Consider the following 16,461-nt stretch of genomic DNA (forward strand, 5'->3'; position numbering starts at 1 on the left):
CCGTGAAGGTGATCCTGTGAAGAAAGTCTGGTTCCAGTTGCATTGGTTCTTCGGCATCAGCGCCGGCCTGGTGCTGGCGCTGATGGGCGTCACCGGAGCGACCCTGTCGTTCCAGGACGAACTGATGCGCGCGCTCAACCCTGACGTGCTGGTGGTGCAGAAGCGCCCCGAGGGCGTGCTGCCGCTGGACGAACTGGTGCGCCGTATCGAAGGCGCCGAGCCGGGGCGGAAAGTGGCCTTCGTCTGGGTCGAGATGGACAGCGACAAGGCCGGGCGGATCTTCTACACCCCGCCGCCGGGACAGCGCCGCGGCGAGTCGCGCTGGATCGATCCCTACACCGGGGCTTTCGTCGGCGAGCCGCGCGGCGAGGGTTTCTTCAACCTGATGATGCAACTGCACCGTTTCCTCGCCATGGGCGAGTACGGCAAGCAGGTCACCGCCGCCTGCACCCTGATCCTGATCTTCTTCTGCCTGTCCGGTCTCTACCTGCGCTGGCCGCGCAAGGTTTTCGACTGGCGCGCCTGGCTGACCCTCGACTGGTCGCGCAAGGGCCGCAGTTTCAACTGGGACCTGCATGCCGTGGCCGGCACCTGGTGCCTGGCGCTCTACCTGCTGGCTGCGCTGACCGGCCTGTACTGGTCCTACGAGTGGTACCGCAACGGCCTGTTCAAACTGCTCGACGACGCGCCCGCCGGCCAGCAGGCGCAGCGCGGCAAGCCGGGCGGACGTGGCGAGCGCCCGGCCGATGCGGCTCCGCTGGCGGTCGACTACGCGGCGGTATGGAACAGCATCCGCCAGGCCGGCGGCGACCGCTTGCAGGCCTACAATCTACGCCTGCCGCCGGCGGGCGGCCAGCCGGCGACAGTGTTCTATCGCCTGACCGACGCGCCGCACGAGCGTGCCTTCAACACCCTGACCCTGGACCCGGCCAACGGCCAGGTGAAAAGCGACCAGCGCTATAGCGACCGTTCTTTCGGCAGCCAGTTGCTGGCCAGCGTCTATGCATTGCACGTAGGCAGCTATTTCGGCATCGTCGGACGCATCCTGATGATGCTCGCCAGCCTGGCGATGCCGCTGTTCTTCATCACCGGCTGGCTGCTCTACCTCGACCGCCGGCGCAAGAAACGCGCGGTACGGGCGAGCCGCGCCGACCTGGGCAGCAGCGCCGGCGCCAGCGGCGAGCCCTGGCTGATCGGCTACGCCAGCCAGAGCGGTTTTGCCGAACAACTGGCCTGGCAGAGCGCCGGCCAGTTGCAGGCGGCCGGGTTGCCGGTGCGGGTCGAATCGCTGGCGCGCCTGGATGCCGGGCAACTCGCCGAGGCGCGCAAGGCGCTGTTCGTGGTCAGCACCTTCGGCGACGGTGAGGCGCCGGACAGCGCCCGCGGCTTCGAACGCAAGGTGCTTGGCCAGGCCGCCAGCCTCGATGGCCTGAGCTACGCCCTGCTGGCCTTGGGGGATCGCCAGTACGAGCAGTTCTGCGGCTTCGCCCGGCGCATGCAGGGCTGGTTGCAGGGGCAGGGCGCGCGGAGCCTGTTCGCCCCGGTGGAGGTCGATGATGGCGACGCCGCGGCTCTGCGCCAATGGCAGGAAAGCCTGGCCGAGGTGACCGGCGGTGCCGCCCCGGCGGCCTGGGAAGCGCCGGCCTTCGAGGTCTGGTCGCTGGCGCGGCGGGAGTGCCTGAACCCTGGCAGCCAGGGCGAGTCGACCTGGCTGCTGGACCTGCGTGCGCCGACCGACAGCGCCATCCAATGGCGCGCCGGCGATCTGCTGGAGATCGTTCCGCACCAGGCGCCCGCGCGCATCCGCGAATGGCTGCAGTGGCATCACCTGGACGGCCAGGCGCGGGTGGCGGTCGAGGGCGTCGAGCAGAGCCTGGAGCAGGCCCTGGCCGGGCGCCTGCTGCCGGATTCTTTCGAACACCTGGTCGGCTTGCACCCGCAGGCGCTGCTGGATGCGCTGATTCCGCTTTCCGTGCGCCAGTACTCCATCGCGTCGCTGCAGAGCGATGGCGACCTGCAACTGATCGTACGCCAGGAGCAGCATGCCGACGGCAGCCTGGGCATCTGCTCCGGCTGGCTCACCGAGTACCTGCCGCTCGGCGCCGCGCTGACCCTGCGCCTGCGCCGCAACGCGGGTTTCCACCTGCCGGAGGATGACGTGCCGCTGATCCTCATCGGCAACGGCACCGGACTCGCCGGCCTGCGCAGCCTGTTGCGCGCCAGCATTGCCGCCGGGCGCAAGCGCAACTGGCTGCTGTTCGGCGAACGCAATTTCGCCCACGACTACTACTGTCGTGCGGAGCTGGAGCAAGCCCTGGCCAGGGGCGAGCTGCAACGCCTGGACCTGGCCTTCTCCCGCGACCAGGCGGAGAAGATCTATGTCCAGGACCGCCTGCATGAAGCGGCGGATGAACTGCGGCGCTGGATCGACGAGGGCGCGGCCTTGTACGTCTGCGGCAGCCTGCAGGGCATGGCCGGTGGTGTCGACCGGGTGCTGCGCGAAGTGCTCGGTGAGGAGGCCTTGCAACGCCTGGCCGACGAAGGACGTTACCGGCGCGACGTGTACTGAACGGATGAATGAAAAAGGCTCCCAAGGGAGCCTTTTCGTTGCCAGCTACTGGGACTGCCGGGCTTTCCGTGGCGTAGAGCGGCTATCCGCCATTTCGGCGAGGTATCGGCGTATGACGCCGTTGGCGTCATCCGCCCCACGGAGCTAGCGGGGCCTTGCGTCGCCGGGCCTCAGATCCACAGGATGAAAGCCAGCACCAGGGCGAAGAAGCCCCATTTCTGCAGGTAGTAGAGCTTGCGGTTGCGCTTCTTCAAACGTTTGCCCTGCAGGCGGATCTTGTAGAGGCTGTCGAAGATCCGATTGAGTCCGCCGGTCCGGTCGCCTGCGTTGTTCGGGGCGGCCGCGGCAGCCATCACGTTGCGGCTGAACCAGCGGTTGAAGGCGGTGGCCCAGCCCTGGGTCAGCGGCCGCTCGATGTCGCAGAAGAGAATGATGCGGTTGTGTTCGGTGGCGTTTTCCGCGTAGTGGATGAAGGTTTCATCGAACACCACCGCCTCGCCGTCGCGCCAGTGGTAGCGCTCGCCGTCCACCTCGATGAAGCAGGCCGGGTCGTTGGGGGTGAACAGTCCCAGGTGGAAGCGCAGCGAGCCGGCGTAGGGATCGCGGTGTCGCACCAGCTTCGAGCCCGGCGGCAGTTCGGCGAACATCGCCGCCTTGACCGAGGGAATCTGCCGCAACAGGGTGGTGGTCTGCGGGCAGAGTTGTCCGGCGGAGGGATGGGTCTCGTCGTACCATTTCAGGTAGAAGCGCTTCCAGCCGCTCTTGAAGAACGAGTTGAAACCGATATCGTCGTACTGTTCGGAACGCTTGATGTTGCCGGCGTCGTGCAGGTGCAGCGCCTCGCTGCGGATGGCCTGCCAGTTGTCGACCAGAACCTGCAGTTCGGGGAAGGTCTGCGGTGCCAGGTAGGGGCGGTTCGGTACCTTCGAGAACAGGTACATCAGGCAGTTGATCGGAGCGAGGAAGCTGGAGTGGTCGCTCAATTGGCGCGACAGTTTGTGGCGTACCCGGCCGCGAAAATGGACATAGAGGATGCTCAGCGCATAGGCCGCCAGGATGAGAACTTTCATGAATGCAAGGTCGTCGGTGCAAAAGAGGAGAATTTACTCCTGTTCTCAGTGCCTGAGTATGCTACCTGACGCTAATTCGCCAGCACTGCGCTCATTTTTCCGTAATCCTGGCCTCGAAAGGAGCGCACAATGAACGACACCGGCCGGCGTATCCTGCTCAACTGCGACCTGGGCGAAAGCTTTGGCGCCTGGCGCATGGGCGACGATGTCCACAGCATGCCGCTGGTTGACCAGGCCAACCTGGCTTGCGGCTTCCACGCTGGCGACCCGCTCACCATGCGGCGCGCGGTGGAGCTGGCGGTACGCCATGGCGTGAGCATCGGCGCGCACCCGGCCTATCCCGACCTGAGCGGCTTCGGCCGGCGCTCGCTGGCCTGCTCTGCCGAAGAGGTGCATGCCATGGTGCTGTACCAGATCGGCGCGCTGGACGCTTTCTGCCGTTCCCTCGGTACCCAGGTGGCCTACGTCAAACCGCATGGCGCGCTGTACAACGACCTGGTCGGCGACGACGAGCTGCTGCGCGCCGTGCTCGACGCCTGCGCCGCCTATCGCAAGGGCCTGCCGCTGATGGTGCTGGCCCTGGCCGACAACGGCCGCGAGCTGGAACTGGCCGACGAGGCCGACGTGCCGCTGCTGTTCGAGGCCTTCGCCGATCGCGCCTACCTGCCGGACGGGCGGCTGGCGCCGCGGCGGCTTGGCGGCGCGGTGCATCACGATCCGCAGCGGATCATCGAACAGGCCCTGGCCATCACCCGTGGCGAGGCCTTCCCCGACTACGACGGCAACCCGCTGCGCCTGACCGCCGACAGTCTTTGCGTGCATGGCGACAACCCGGAGTCGCTGGCGGTCCTCCGGCGCCTGCGCGCGGCCCTGGACAGCCTGTGATCCGCATCGAACCCGCTGGTGCCGAAGCCCTGCTGCTGACGCTCGCCGAAGAACCCGAAGTGGACCTGTCTGTGCGCCTGGCCGAGCTGGCCAGACGTCTGCGCGAGGGGCTCGGCGAAGGCGTCAGGGATCTGGTGCCGGGCTGGACCACCCTGATGCTGCATTACGACCCCTACCGCATCGCCCCGCAGGTACTGGAAGAACGCCTGGGTCCGCTGCTGGCGGAGTGGCACGCCTGGCGCCCCGCCGAGGATGCCGGGCGCCTGCACGAGATTCCCGTCTGGTACGCCGGCGAGGACCTCGCGACGGTAGCGGTTGCCTGCGGATTGACTGGCGAAGGGGTGATCGAACTGCACAGCGCGGCCGAATACCGGGTCGGCGCGATCGGTTTCGCTCCGGGATTCGCCTACCTCGGCGGCCTCGATCCGCGCCTGGTCCTGCCGCGGCGGGCCACCCCGCGGGCGCGTGTACCGGCCGGCAGCCTGGCCATTGCCGAGGCGCAGACGGCGATCTATCCGCAGGCCTCGCCCGGCGGCTGGCACCTGCTGGGACGCAGCCCGTGGCGTCCGTTCGATCCGGCCGCCATTCCTCCGTGCCCACTGGCGCTGGGCGACCGGGTGCGCTTCGTCGCCATCGGGCGCGAGGCTTTCCTCGACCTGGGCGGGCGCGAATGAATGGTTTGCGGGTCGTCAAGGCGGGTCCGCAGAGCCTGCTGCAGGACGACGGCCGGCGCGGCTGGCAGCACCTCGGCGTATCCCCGGGCGGTCCTCTGGACCGCCAGGCGGCAGCCTGGGCCAATCGTCTGCTCGGTAATCCCTGGGGGACGCCATTGCTGGAAATCGCTTTCGGCGGCTTGGCGCTGGAGTGCAGGGTGGAGGCGACCTGGCTGGCGCTGACCGGAGCGCGCCTGGCGCTGACGGTGGACGGTCGCGAATGCCTGCCCTGGAGTCGCTTCCGGGTCCGCCGCGGGCAACGCATCGAACTGGGCTTCGCCGAGGCCGGGCAGCGTGCCTACCTGGCCTGCGCCGGCGGTTTCCGGGCGAGGCCGGTACTGGGCAGCGTCGCCTGCCAGGTTCGCGACGGGCTCGGCGGTTTACAGGGCGATGGCCGGATCCTGGCGGAGGGCGATTGCCTGCCGTGTGCCGAAGCGGGAGCGGCGTGTCCGTGGGATGCCAGCGTGCCCTGGCGTTTCCAGCCGGACTACCGGCAGCAGCGGTCCTTGCGTGTGCTGCTCGGCGGCGATGCGGCGGCCTTCGACGCAGCCAGCCGGCGAGCCTTCTTCGCCAGCGCCTGGCGAATCAGCCCGCGGTCCGATCGCATGGGCGTCCGCCTGGCCGGCGAGCCACTGCGCGGGGCGCCGCGCGCCTGGTCGCAGGGCGTGGTGGAGGGCGCTATCCAGGTTCCGCCCGATGGCCAACCCATCGTGCTGATGGCCGACCGCCAGAGCATGGGCGGCTATCCGCTGCTGGGCTTCGTCCATCCACTGGACCTCTCGCGCCTGGCGCAAAGCCCCGCGCATAGCGAGGTAACCTTCGTCGAGAGCGACCTGGCGACGCAGCAGGCCGATCTGCTGCGCTTCTACCGCTTCTTCCGCGGCTGAGCGCTCAGCCGGCCAGGTGGCCGAGCGGCAGCGGCGAGGGCGCCTTGACCGTCTTGATCGCAAAGTTGCTGCGAATGTCGCTGACCCCGGGCAGGCGCAGCAGGGTTTCGCTGAGCAGGCGTTCGTAGGCGCGCAGGTCGGGGACCACCACTTGCAGGAGGAAGTCCGACTCGCCGGAGACGAGGTGCACCGAGATCACCTCCGGGAGGTCGACCACCGCACGGTGGAAGGCCTCGGCCTGCTCCTGGCGGTGGCGTTCCACCTTGATCCCGACGAACACCGTGAGGCCGAGGCCGACCTCGTCGCGGTCGATGCTGGCCTGGTAGCCGCGAATCACCCCGGCCTCTTCCAGCAGGCGCACGCGGCGCAGGCAGGGGGACGGGGAGAGGCCGATCTCCTCGGCCAGTTGGACGTTGCTCAGGCGGCCGTCGCGCTGGAGGGCGGCGAGGATGCGGTGGTCATAGGCGTCGAGTTTCATCTTGGCATATCCGGATGGATAGTCTCCAGAGAGTGGAATTTACTGCCAAATAGAATGGATAGACTGGTGGAAAACGCAAGCACCTGCCCTGCCTTGCGGGCATAGAATCGTTATCCGGGTCACCTTCCTGGAGCCGATACGATGGACACGAGCGCTTTCCTGATTGCCCTGGCGGTGGTTTACCTGGTCCCCGGACCGGACATGCTCCTGCTGTTCCAGACCGGCGCCCGCCAGGGCCGTCGCGCGGCGCTGGTCACCGCCCTCGGCCTGGCGCTGGCTCGGGCCTGCCATGTGCTGATGGCCGCGACCGGGCTGGCGCTGCTGTTCCGTACCGCTCCCTGGACCTTCGACCTGGTGCGCTTGCTCGGCGCCGCCTACCTCGCCTGGCTTGGCCTGCAGATGCTGCGCGGTGGCGGACTGGCCTTGCCGACCAGCGACACGGGCTCCGCGCCGCTAGTCCCCCACGCCGACCGCCGGGCCTTGCTGCGCGGACTCCTGACCAACCTGCTGAACCCCAAGGCCCTGCTGTTCTGTTCGGTGCTGCTGCCGCAGTTCGTCAGCCCCGAGGCCGGTTCGCTGGCCGTCCAGTTCGCCGCGCTCGGTGCGGTCCTGGTTCTGGTTGGCCTGGCCTTCGACTGCGCCTACGCCCTGGTCGGTGGCCGCCTGGGCCGCTGGCTGGCGTCCCGGCCGCGGGCACAGCGCCTGCAGCAGTGGGGCTTCGGTGGGTTGTTGATAGGGTTCGGGGTAAGGCTGGCGCTGCTGCGCCAGCTCTGAAGGGCTGCGGGGCGGCGAGCGCCCCGTGGCGCTCAGCCGAGGAACTGCTCGGCGTGGTGACAGGCCACCTGGCGCTGGTCGAGCAGGCGCAGCTCGGGCACCTCGCTGCGGCAGCGCTCGGTGGCGTAGGGGCAGCGCTTGTGGAAGGCGCAACCCTCCGGCGGGTGCAGCGGGTTCGGCAGTTCGCCCTGGATGCGGATCTTCGGCTTCGTCGGGTCCGGGTGGATCGCCGGGGTCGCCGAGAGCAGCGCGCGGGTATAGGGATGCAGCGGGTTCTCGTAGAGCTTGTCCGCCGGCCCCATCTCCGCCGGTCGGCCGAGGTACATCACCAGGACGTCGTCGGCGACGTGGCGGACCACCGCCAGGTTGTGCGAGATGAACACGTAGGCGGTGCGGAACTGCTGCTGCAGGTCCATGAACAGGTTCAGTACCTGGGCCTGGATCGACACGTCGAGGGCCGAGGTCGGCTCGTCCGCCACCAGCACCTTGGGTTGCAGCATCATCGCCCGGGCCAGGGCGATGCGCTGGCGCTGGCCGCCGGAGAACATGTGCGGGTAGCGCTGGTAGTGCTCCGGCCGCAGGCCGACCTGGCGCATCATCTGCTGGACCTTTTCGCGGCGTTCCTCGCGCGACAGCGCGGTGTTGATCAGCAGCGGCTCGGCCAACTGGTCGCCGATCTTCTGTCGCGGATTGAGCGAGGCGTAGGGGTTCTGGAAGACCATCTGCACGTCGCGGCGCAACTGCCGGCGCTGGTCCTTGCTGGCGCCCTTGACCTCCTGCCCGGCGATTTTCAGCGAGCCGGAGGTGGGTTCCTCGATCAGGGTCAGGGCGCGCGCCAGGGTCGACTTGCCGCAGCCGGACTCGCCGACCACGGCGAGGGTCTTGCCGGCTTCCAGTTCGAACGATACGCCGTTCAGCGCGCGCACCTGGGCGTGTCCCTTGAACAGGCCGCGGGAGACTTCGTAGTGACGGGTCAGATCACGGGCGGTCAGAACGGTTTCCATCAGGCCACCTCGTTCAGCAGGTTCAACGGATAGAAGCAGCGCACCGCGCCGCGCTCGTGCGCTTCCAGGGCCGGCCGCTCCTGGCGGCAATGCTCCTGGGCATAGGGGCAGCGTGGCGACAGCAGGCAACCGCGCGGGCGGTCGTAGCGCCCCGGAACGATGCCGGGCAGGGTGGCCAGGCGGGCTTCGCCGGCACAGTGCTCGGGGATCGCCTTGATCAGCGCCTCGGTGTAGGGATGGGTCGGGCGGTCGAACAGCGCCGGCACGCCGCCGATCTCCACCGCTTCGCCGGCGTACATCACGCAGACGCGCTGGGCGGTCTCGGCGACCACGGCGAGATCGTGGGTGATCAGGATCAGCGCCATGTCCTGGTCGCGCTGCAGGTTCAGCAGCAGCTCCATGATCTGCGCCTGGATGGTCACGTCGAGGGCGGTGGTCGGCTCGTCGGCGATCAACAGCTTGGGCTCGGCAGCGATGGCCATGGCGATCGCCACGCGCTGGCTCATGCCGCCGGAGAGCTGGTGCGGGTAGGCGTCGAGACGGCTGGCGGCGGCCGGGATCTCGACCCGTTCGAGCAGTTCCAGGGCGCGCTGGCGCAGGGCCTTGCCGCGCAGGCCGAGATGCAGGCGGAGAACCTCCTCGATCTGGTAGCCGACGGTGTAGCTGGGGTTGAGGGCAGTCATCGGGTCCTGGAAGACCATCGCCATGTCCTTGCCAACGATGCGCCGGCGCTGGCGGCCCTTGAGGGTGAGCATGTCGTGGCCGTCGAAGCGCAGGTGATCGGCGGATACCCAGCCGGGGGCGTCGATCAGGCCCATCAGGGCCATCATGGTCACCGACTTGCCGGAGCCGGACTCGCCGACGATGGCCAGCACCTCGCCCTTGTCGACGCTCAGGTCGAGGCCGTCGACCACGGGCACGGCGGTGGTGTCGCCGAAGCGTACGCTGAGGTTCTTGATATCGAGGAGGCTCATGCGGCGGTCTCCTGTGGCGCGGATACGGATGCGCTGTTCATGGTTGTGCTCCTCATGCCGCGTTCTTCAGTTTCGGATCGAGGGCGTCGCGCAGGCCGTCGCCCATCAGGTTGATCGCCAGTACGCTGAGCAGGATGGTCAGGCCGGGCAGGCTGACCACCCACCAGGCGCGCTCGATGTAGTCGCGGGCGGAGGCGAGCATGGTGCCCCACTCGGGGGTCGGCGGTTGCACGCCGAGGCCGAGGAAGCCGAGGGCGGCGGCGTCGAGGATCGCCGAAGAGAAGCTCAGGGTGGCCTGGACGATCAGCGGCGCCATGCAGTTCGGCAGCACGCAGACGAACATCAGTCGCAGGGTGCCAGCGCCGGCCAGGCGCGAGGCGGTGACGTAGTCGCGGTTTAGCTCGGTCATCACCGCGGCGCGGGTCAGGCGTACGTAGGCCGGCAGCGAGACGATGGCGATGGCGATCACGGTGTTGATCAGGCCCGGGCCGAGGATCGCCACGATGGCCACCGCCAGCAGCAGCGACGGCAGCGCCAGCATGATGTCCATCAGGCGCATGATCAGCGGCCCGGCACGGTTCGGCGAGAAGCCGGCGAGCAGGCCGAGGAGGATGCCGGGGATCAGCGAGATCACCACCGAGGACAGGCCGATCAGCAGCGACAGGCGGGCGCCGTGGATCAGCCGCGAGAGCAGGTCGCGGCCCAGCTCGTCGGTGCCGAGCAGGAAGCGCGCCTGGCCGCCTTCCAGCCAGGATGGCGGGGTCAGCAGGAAGTCGCGGAACTGCTCGCTCGGATCGTAGGGGGCGACCCAGGGGGCGAACAGCGCGCAGAACACGATCAGCAGCATGAACAGCAGGCCGCCGAGGGCGCCCTTGTTGTGCGCGAAGGCCTGCCAGAATTCCTTCAGCGGGGACGGGTAGACCAGGCTCGGGTCGCTGGCGGGAGCGTTGTGCATGGCGTTCATCGGCTGGCTCCTCAGCGTTGGTGGCGAATGCGCGGGTTGGCCAGGCCGTAGAGGATGTCCACGACGAAATTGACCAGGATGACCAGGGTGGCGACCAGCAGGATGCCGTTCTGCACCACCGGGTAGTCGCGACGGCTGATGGCGTCGATCAGCCACTTGCCGATGCCCGGCCAGGAGAAGATGGTTTCGGTCAGCACCGCGCCGGCGAGCAGCGTGCCGACCTGCAGGCCGAATACCGTCAGCACCGGAATCAGCGCGTTGCGCAGGGCGTGCACGAAGACCACCCGGGCCGGCGACAGGCCCTTGGCGCGGGCGGTGCGCACATAGTCTTCGCGCAGCACCTCGAGCATCGCCGAGCGGGTCATGCGGGCGATCACCGCCAGCGGGATGGTGCCCAGCACGATGGCCGGCAGGATCAGGTGGCGCACGGCATCGAGGAACGAGCCCTGTTCGTCGGAAAGCAGGGTGTCGATCAGCATGAAGCCGGTCTTCGGCTCGATGTCGTAGAGCAGGTCGAGACGGCCGGACACCGGCGTCCAGCCCAGCGACACGGAGAACAGCATGATCAGGATCAGGCCCCACCAGAAGATCGGCATCGAATAGCCGGCGAGGGACACCGTCATCACCCCGTGGTCGAACAACGAACCGCGTTTCAGGGCGGCAATCACCCCGGCCAGCAGGCCGAAGGTGCCGGCGAAGAGCATGGCGGCCAGGGACAGTTCCAGGGTCGCCGGGAACAGGGTGAGGAATTCGTGCCAGACGCCTTCGCGGGTGGTCAGCGATTCGCCGAGATTGCCCTGTGCCAGATTGCCCACGTAGTCCAGGTACTGCTGGTACAAGGGCTTGTCCAGGCCCAGGCGGTGCAGGGCCTCGGCATGCATCTGCGGATCGACGCGACGTTCGCCCATCATCACTTCCACCGGGTCGCCGGGAATCAGGCGGATCAGCGCGAAGGTGAGCAGCGTCACGCCGAAGAAGGTGGGGATCAGCAACCCCAATCGTCGTGCAATGAAACTAAGCATGTTGGCGGGTAACTCCTCATCGCGGACCGTGCGCCCCGCTGGCGGCAGGGCTGTGGTCCTTGTTCTTCTACGGCTTCACCGAGGTGGTGGCGAAGTTGTTGTTGCTCAACGGATTGATCACGTAGCCCTGCACCGTGTTCCGCCGGACGTTGAACAGCTTCGGGTAGGCCAGCGGTATCCATGGGGCCTGTTCGTGGAATACCACCTGGGCCTGCTCGTACAGTTTCGCCCGCTCGGCCGGATCGCTCACCTCGCGGGCCTTGCGCATCAGCGCCTCGAAGTCCTTGTCGCACCAGCGCGCCTGGTTTTCACCCGACTCGGCGGCGGCGCAGCTCAGGTTCGGGCTGAGGAAGTTGTCCGGGTCGCCGTTGTCGCCGGCCCAGCCAAGCAGCGACAGGTCGTGCTCGCCGGCCTTCGAACGCTTGAGCAGCTCGCCCCATTCCAGGGAACGGATGGTCAGCTGAATGCCGGCCTTGGCCAGGTCTGCTTGCAGCATCTGTGCCGCCAGGGCGGGGTTGGGGATGGTAGGCGAGGTGCCGTTGCGAATGAACAGGGTGATCCTGAGATTTTCCGCACCGGCTTCCTTGAGCAGCGCCCTGGCGCGTTCGGGATCGTGCGGCCAGTCCTGGATCGAATGGTTGTAGCCGAGCAGGGTCGGGGGATAGGGACCGACCGCCGGACTGGCCGCGCCGGGGCCGAACACCGCGTCGAGCATGGCCTTCTTGTCCAGAGCGAGGTTGATCGCCTGGCGCACGCGCGGGTCGTCGAGCGGCTTGTGCTGGGTGTTGATGGCAATGTAGGTGGTCAGCAGGGCATCGATCTCGTCCACCGCCAGGTTCGGGTCCTGCTTCAGGCGCGGCACGTCCTCCGGTTTCGGGTACAGCGAGACCTGGCACTCGCCGGCACGGACCTTCTGCATGCGCACGTTGGGATCGAGGGTAATGGCGAACACCAGGTTGTCGATCGGCGGCTTGCCGGCGTAGTAGTCCGGGTTCGCCGTGTAGCGGACCTGGGCGTCCTTGGCGTAGCGCTTGAAGACGAACGGCCCGGTGCCGATCGGCTGGTTGTTCAGCTGGCCCAGCTTGCCGGCGGCGAGCAACTGGTCGCCGTACTCGGCGGAATAGATGGACGCGAAGGGCATCGCCATATCGCGCAGGAACGGCGCTTCGGGACGGTTGAGGACGAAGCGCACGGTGAGCTCGTCGACCTTTTCCACCGACTTGATCAGCTCGCCCATGCCCATCGCGTCGAAGTAGGCGTAGCCGCGCAGCGCCGAGGCATGCCAGGGATGCTTCGGATCGAGGGCGCGCTGGAAGGTCCACAGCACATCATCGGCATTCAGGCTCCGGGTCGGCTTGAAGTAGTCGGTGGTATGGAATTTCACGCCGGGGCGCAGGTGGAAGGTATAGCTCAGTCCGTCGGCACTGACGTCCCAGCGCTCGGCCAGCCCCGGGATCACCTCGGTGGTGCCGGGGCGGAAGGCGAGCAGGCGGTTGAACACGGTTTCCGCGGAGGCGTCGGCGGTCACCGCGCCGGTGTACTGGACGATGTCGAAGCCTTCCGGGCTGGCCTCGGTGCAGACCACCAGGTTCTTCGCCTGGGCCGCGCCGGCGGCGCATAGCGCCAGGGCCAGGGCCAGGGGCAGGTGTCGGAGCAACGGATGGAGCATGGGGTCCTCCTCGTGGGCCCCGTCGCCGGGGCCGCCGGTTGTCGCAGGTTTACAGCAGGTTGAAGGGGAAGGTGCTGACCAGGCGCAGTTCGTTGACGCTGCCGTCGACCTGGTTCTGGCTGGCCTTGTGCATCATGTAGGTGAGCTTGAAGGTGCTGTCCTTGATCGGCCCGTTCTGCACCTTGTAGGCCGCCATCAGGCCCAGCTCGTGGTGCTTCTCGCCGTCCTGGGCGCGCACCTCGGCGTAGTTGCCGTAGGCACCGTTGCGATCGCCGTCGTAGTGGGTGCCGTCGATGTCCCAGCCCTTCACGTACCACACGCCGGTGCTCAGGCCGGGGACCCCGTAGTAGCTCCAGTCGGTCTCGTAGCGGACCTGCGCGGACTTCTCGTTGGGGCTGTTGTAGTCGGCCAGCATCGAGTTGGCCAGGAAGATCGCCGAGGTCTCGTGCACGTAGTCGAAGTATTCGTTGCCGTCGACCTGCTGGTAGGCCAGGGTCAGGGCGTGGGCGCGATGGCCGAGGGTGAAGGCCAGGCTCCAGGTGTCGTTGTCGATGTAGCCGGCCTCGCGCGCGCCGGTGTCGCCGGTGTGGTAGCCGTTGAAGGCGGTGCGCAGGGCGATGCCGTTCTCGAGGTCGCCGATGTCGTGGGTCACGCCCAGGTAGTACTGGTTCCAGACGTCCTGGAAATGCGAGCCATAGAGGGAGATCTCCAGCCCGTCGAGCGGCTTGTAGTTGCCGCCCAGGTAGTTCAGGCGGTCGCCCTTGACCTGGCGGGTGCCGTACTCGGTGGTCATGTCCTCGTCGCCGGAACCGGTTCGCGGGCTGACCTTGCGGAAGCTGCCGGCCTGCAGGCTGAGGTTGTCCAGCTCCTCGCTGGTCACGGCGAAGCCGGTGAAGCTGGAGGGCAGGGCACGGTTGTCGATATAGCTGAACACCGGAGTGTTGACCAGGAAGCGACCGGCCTTGAATTCGGTGTTCGAGGCGCGCAGGCGGATATTGGCGACGCCCAGCTTGGACCATTCGCCGATCGCCTCGCCATCGCTGTTCGCCAGGGTCCGGTTGCCGCCGCCGCCGATGCGGCCCTTGCCGCGCTCCAGGGCGATCTCGTTGAAGGCTGCGACGTCGAAGCCGAAGCCGATGCTGCCCTGGGTGTAGCCCGAGCTGTACTTGAGCACCGTGCCCTGGACCCAGGCGTTGCGCTGGTGGATGCGCTGGGAGCCGCCGCCGGCCTTGGGAATGCGGAAGGTGAAGCTGTCCTTCATGTTTTCCCGGGAATAGAAGTTGCGAGTGGTCAGGATCAGGCTCTGCCCCTCGAACAGCCCGCTGGCGCCGGCCTGGCCCTTGATCGGTTTCTCCACGCTGGGGATGCTCTGCACCTGGGCGGCGTAGCTGGGATTGTCCGGGGTCGGCGGGGTTTCCTGCTCGTCCGCCGCCCAGCCTGGCGCGGCCGATGCCATCAAGGCCAGTCCCAGCGTCGCGCCGGTCACTCGTTGGTATCTCATCACCTGATTGCTCCCTTTATTGTTGTCATGGCACCTGTTTTACCCACCAGGTTTGCGCCGGTTTCGCCCGCGCCTGGGCGCGGCGGTCGAATACGGCGAGGCGAGCGCTCCTGGCGGAACGCGCGCAGCGCCGTTCTGGAACACGGGCAGGAAAAGCAAAGAAATGAAGTACGGGTCGTGCCGTTCTTCTGCGCCCCGGTCGTTTCACGACCGGGGCGGCGTCGGCATCAGGGCTGGTTGGTTACGCCATAGAAGGCGTTCCGCGAGAAGGGGCTGATCTTGAAGTCATGCACCGACTTGTTCATCGGCTGGTACACGGTGGAGTGGGCGATCGGGGTGATCGGCACCTGCTCCTTGAGGATGTGCTGGGCCTGCTTGTACAGCTCGCTGCGCTTGTCCTGGTCGGAGACCCACTTGGCAGCCTTGACCAGCTTGTCGTAGGCCGCGTCGCACCATTTCGATACGTTGTTGCCGTTGATCGAGTCGCAGCCGTAGAGGGTCGCCAGCCAGTTGTCCGGATCGCCGTTGTCGCCGGTCCAGCCGAACAGCATGGCGTCATGCTCGCCGGCATGGGCGCGCTTGATGTACTCGCCCCATTCGTAGCTGACGATCCTGGCCTTGATGCCGATCTTCGCCCAGTCGGCCTGGATCATCTCCGCCATCAGCTTGGCGTTGGGGTTGTAGGGACGCTGCACCGGCATCGCCCACAGGGTGATCTCGGTGCCCTCGGCGACGCCGGCCTTCTTCAGCAGTTCCCGGGCCTTGGCCGGATCGAACGGGGCGTCCTTGATGGTTTCGTCATAGGACCACTGGGTCGGCGGCATGCCGTTCACCGCCAGTTGCCCGGCACCCTGGTAGACGGCGTCGATGATGGCCTGCTTGTTCACCGCCATGTCCAGCGCCTGGCGTACTTCGAGCTGGTCGAACGGCTTGTGGGTGACGTTGTAGGCGATGTAGCCGAGGTTGAAGCCTGGCTGCGAGGGCACCTTCAGGTTCGCCGCTTCCTGCAGGGCCTTGAGATCGGCGGGGCGTGGGTTGAGGGTGATCTGGCACTCGCCGGCCTTGAGCTTCTGCGCGCGCACCGCGGCGTCGGTGTTGATCGAGAAGATCAGGTTGTCGATCTTCACGTCTTCGGGTTTCCAGTAGTCCTTGTTGCCCTTGAAGCGGATCTGCGCATCCTTCTGGTAGCGGCTCAGGATGAAAGGCCCGGTGCCGATCGGCTTCTGGTTGATCTGCTGTGGCTTGCCGGCCTCGAGCAACTGCCCGGCGTACTCGGCGGACTGGATCGAGGCGACGTCCATCGCCAGGTTCTGGATGAAGGCGGCGTCGACCTCGTTGAGGGTGAACTTCACCCTGTGCTCGTCGAGCTTCTCGACCCTGGCGATGTTCTTGTCCAGGCCCATGTCGGTGAAGTAGGGAAACTCGGTGGGGTAGGCCTTGCGGAACGGATGATTCTTGTCGAGCATGCGCTGGAAGGTGAACAGCACATCGTCGGCGTTGAATTCGCGGGTCGGCTTGAAGTAGTCGGTGCTGTGGAACTTCACACCCTTGCGCAGGTGGAAGGTGTAGGTCTTGCCGTCGTCGCCGATGTCCCAGCTTTCCGCCAGGGCCGGGATCGCCCGGGTGCCGCCGCGCTCGAACTGGACGAGGCGGTTGAACAGGGTGACCGAGGTCGCGTCGTAGTCGGTGCCGGTGGTGTACTGGGCGGGATCGAAGCCGGCCGGGCTGCCCTCCGAGCAGAACACCAGGTTGCTGGCGGCGTGGGAGAACGGGGAACCGAGGATCAGACCGGCTGCCAGCCAGGCCCGAAGGGGAAGGATCTTACGCATGCAAACCTCATTTTTTCTTTTTCTAAGGGCATCGTCTGAGGATCGGCCTTATGGGCCATGGCAACTCTCGCCTTTCCATGGATGGCGGGTGACAGCCATGGACCCTGTGCGGCGACAGCGAT

14 protein-coding genes are annotated in these 16,461 nt (G+C 67.1%); 5 read left to right on the forward strand and 9 right to left on the reverse strand.

The window, feature by feature from the left end; all coding sequences use genetic code 11:
• Positions 1–16: 16 nt before the first annotated feature.
• Positions 17–2,569 carry a PepSY domain-containing protein gene (locus AC4OR5_RS06825; protein WP_058161088.1) on the forward strand — a complete coding sequence of 851 codons (2,553 nt, stop codon included), beginning with the start codon at positions 17–19 and terminating at the stop codon, positions 2,567–2,569.
• Between the two features lie 170 nt (positions 2,570–2,739).
• Here the strand turns inward: AC4OR5_RS06825 and lpxO are convergent, their stop codons facing one another.
• Positions 2,740–3,639 carry a lipid A hydroxylase LpxO gene (gene lpxO, locus AC4OR5_RS06830; RefSeq protein ID WP_491952826.1) on the reverse strand — a complete coding sequence of 300 codons (900 nt, stop codon included), beginning with the start codon at positions 3,637–3,639 and terminating at the stop codon, positions 2,740–2,742.
• Between the two features lie 129 nt (positions 3,640–3,768).
• Here lpxO and AC4OR5_RS06835 point away from each other — a divergent pair, with 129 nt between their 5' ends.
• From AC4OR5_RS06835 to AC4OR5_RS06845, 3 genes are read left to right on the forward strand one after another with little or no spacing between them, the layout of a single operon-like run.
• Positions 3,769–4,524 (forward strand): 5-oxoprolinase subunit PxpA, encoded by a 756-nt coding sequence (locus tag AC4OR5_RS06835; RefSeq protein WP_058161090.1) that lies wholly within the window; start codon positions 3,769–3,771, stop codon positions 4,522–4,524.
• Entirely contained in the window at positions 4,521–5,198 is a 678-nt protein-coding gene (pxpB, locus tag AC4OR5_RS06840; RefSeq protein ID WP_003110333.1) for a 5-oxoprolinase subunit PxpB, read from the forward strand. Before AC4OR5_RS06835 ends, pxpB begins: the two co-directional genes overlap by 4 nt.
• Entirely contained in the window at positions 5,195–6,124 is a 930-nt protein-coding gene (locus AC4OR5_RS06845; protein WP_058156944.1) for a 5-oxoprolinase subunit C family protein, read from the forward strand. The genes pxpB and AC4OR5_RS06845 overlap by 4 nt, the downstream gene beginning before the upstream one ends.
• A 4-nt stretch (positions 6,125–6,128) precedes the next feature.
• Here AC4OR5_RS06845 and AC4OR5_RS06850 read toward each other — a convergent pair whose 3' ends face one another.
• Entirely contained in the window at positions 6,129–6,602 is a 474-nt protein-coding gene (locus AC4OR5_RS06850; protein WP_003094456.1) for an Lrp/AsnC family transcriptional regulator, read from the reverse strand.
• Positions 6,603–6,743: 141 nt separating this feature from the next.
• On the opposite strand from AC4OR5_RS06850, the gene AC4OR5_RS06855 reads away from it, so the two are divergent.
• Positions 6,744–7,376: a LysE family translocator gene (locus tag AC4OR5_RS06855; protein WP_003134855.1), complete on the forward strand. Its 633-nt coding sequence runs from the start codon at positions 6,744–6,746 to the stop codon at positions 7,374–7,376.
• A 32-nt stretch (positions 7,377–7,408) separates the two neighbouring features.
• Here AC4OR5_RS06855 and AC4OR5_RS06860 read toward each other — a convergent pair whose 3' ends face one another.
• From AC4OR5_RS06860 to AC4OR5_RS06890, 7 genes are all read right to left on the reverse strand, one after another.
• Positions 7,409–8,380 carry a peptide ABC transporter ATP-binding protein gene (locus tag AC4OR5_RS06860; RefSeq protein WP_003110330.1) on the reverse strand — a complete coding sequence of 324 codons (972 nt, stop codon included), beginning with the start codon at positions 8,378–8,380 and terminating at the stop codon, positions 7,409–7,411.
• Positions 8,380–9,354: an ABC transporter ATP-binding protein gene (locus tag AC4OR5_RS06865; RefSeq protein WP_003094451.1), complete on the reverse strand. Its 975-nt coding sequence runs from the start codon at positions 9,352–9,354 to the stop codon at positions 8,380–8,382. Before AC4OR5_RS06865 ends, AC4OR5_RS06860 begins: the two co-directional genes overlap by 1 nt.
• A 52-nt stretch (positions 9,355–9,406) precedes the next feature.
• Entirely contained in the window at positions 9,407–10,318 is a 912-nt protein-coding gene (locus tag AC4OR5_RS06870) for an ABC transporter permease subunit (protein WP_003105451.1), read from the reverse strand.
• Positions 10,319–10,329: 11 nt separating this feature from the next.
• Entirely contained in the window at positions 10,330–11,340 is a 1,011-nt protein-coding gene (locus AC4OR5_RS06875) for an ABC transporter permease subunit (RefSeq protein WP_003105448.1), read from the reverse strand.
• A gap of 67 nt (positions 11,341–11,407) precedes the next feature.
• Positions 11,408–13,009 carry an ABC transporter substrate-binding protein gene (locus AC4OR5_RS06880; protein WP_058161092.1) on the reverse strand — a complete coding sequence of 534 codons (1,602 nt, stop codon included), beginning with the start codon at positions 13,007–13,009 and terminating at the stop codon, positions 11,408–11,410.
• Positions 13,010–13,058: 49 nt separating this feature from the next.
• Positions 13,059–14,513 (reverse strand): OprD family outer membrane porin, encoded by a 1,455-nt coding sequence (locus AC4OR5_RS06885; RefSeq protein WP_079992456.1) that lies wholly within the window; start codon positions 14,511–14,513, stop codon positions 13,059–13,061.
• 224 nt (positions 14,514–14,737) lie between these two features.
• Positions 14,738–16,339: an ABC transporter substrate-binding protein gene (locus AC4OR5_RS06890; protein WP_058161095.1), complete on the reverse strand. Its 1,602-nt coding sequence runs from the start codon at positions 16,337–16,339 to the stop codon at positions 14,738–14,740.
• Positions 16,340–16,461 lie beyond the last annotated feature (122 nt).

It is taken from the genome of Pseudomonas sp. YA1 (assembly GCF_058680555.1).